The 1,410-nt window shown below is 70.1% G+C and carries 1 protein-coding gene; it reads left to right on the forward strand.

Features of this window, described 5'->3' with window-relative positions; translation table 11 throughout:
* Positions 1-174 precede the first annotated feature (174 nt).
* Entirely contained in the window at positions 175-1,209 is a 1,035-nt protein-coding gene (locus tag ACIQCZ_RS42575) for an ISL3 family transposase (protein WP_402291597.1), read from the forward strand.
* Positions 1,210-1,410: the final 201 nt, after the last annotated feature.

Here is a 1,410-nt window from a genome sequence, read left to right on the forward strand (position 1 = left end):
GGTTCTGGCGCAGATCTTGGGGAGCCGTCGCGGAGCGTTACCTTGATGTTCGATTGCGAGGGGCTGGCTCGTGTGAGACGGCGTACGCCTTGCGCCTTACAGCCGGAATTGACGCTCCCTCAGGTGCTTGTCGGTCGATGCCGTGGTCGGCTGTGGACGGTGATGGTGCTGTTCATGCAGGCCGATACATCGTTCTGGGACTCGCTGGTGTTCGACGGGATCGACGAGGTGGATGTCGAGGCGGTCACGGCCGCGTTCGGCACGGTCGAAGTGGTGGCGAGAGGCCGCGTGGCCGGGGCTGCATGTCCGGACTGCGGCCGCTTCTCAGACCGAATCCACGACCGTTACCAGCGCAGGCTGAAGGACCTTCCGCTCGTTGATCAGGGCTTTGTGATCCGGCTGACGGCCCGGCGCTTCATCTGCGGGTCGGCGGACTGCCGGCGCCGGACGTTCGCCGAGCCGTTCTCCCGGCTGGCCGCCCCGCACGCACGATTCACCACTCGGCTCAACCACGCCCTGGAGCGAGTAGGGCTCGCCCTGGCCGGGCGGGCCGGCGCTCGGCTGGCGGCCCAGCTGGGCTTCGGCGCGGGAAGGATGACCTTGCTACGCAGGGTCATGGCATTGCCCGATCCACGGTTCAGTACTCCGCGTGTGCTGGGTGTGGACGACTTCGCGATCCGCCGCGGCCAGATCTACGCCACTGTCTTGACCAGCGTCGAAGACCATCGCGTGGTCGATGTGCTCCCGACGCGTGAAGCCGGGCCGCTGGCCGCCTGGCTGATCCGCCACCCCGGCGTGGAGATCATCTGCCGGGACCGGGCGGGCGCCTACGCCGAGGGGGCCCGGCGCGGTGCCCCCGACGCTCTGCAGGTCGCCGACCGGTTCCATCTGTGGCAGGGCCTCGGCCGAGCTGTGGAGACCTGCGTCGCCGCCCACCGTGACTGCCTGCGTGGGCCCTCGCCCGGCGGCATGCTGCCACAGGCCACCCGACTGGCTTCCGGTCGGCCGCAGGACAACTTGGAGCCCGTCGGCCGACGGGCCGAGCGGAAGAAGGCCGCGCACGCCCTGGTCCACGAGATGCTTGCCCAAGGCCACTCACGCCGGGCGATCGCCCGGCACCTGGGCTGGGGCCTCAACACCGTGCTCCGGTACGCGGCCGCCGCCCGCTGGCAGGACACCTTCCGCGAGAACCTGCCCCGGCCCAGCTGACTGGACCCCTACAAGCCTTACCTGGAGCGGCGATTCGCCGAGGGATGCACAAGCGTCACCCGACTGCACAGCGATCTGGTTGCCGAGCACGCTCCTGTCACCTACGCCATGGTCCGCGCCCACATCGCCACCTTGCGCGGGGCTCCGTCCGCCGCACCGCCCCGGCCACCGACGGTGCGGCAGGTGACCGGCTGGCTCACC

The organism is Streptomyces sp. NPDC093149 (assembly GCF_044754145.1).
Classification (GTDB): domain Bacteria; phylum Actinomycetota; class Actinomycetes; order Streptomycetales; family Streptomycetaceae; genus Streptomyces.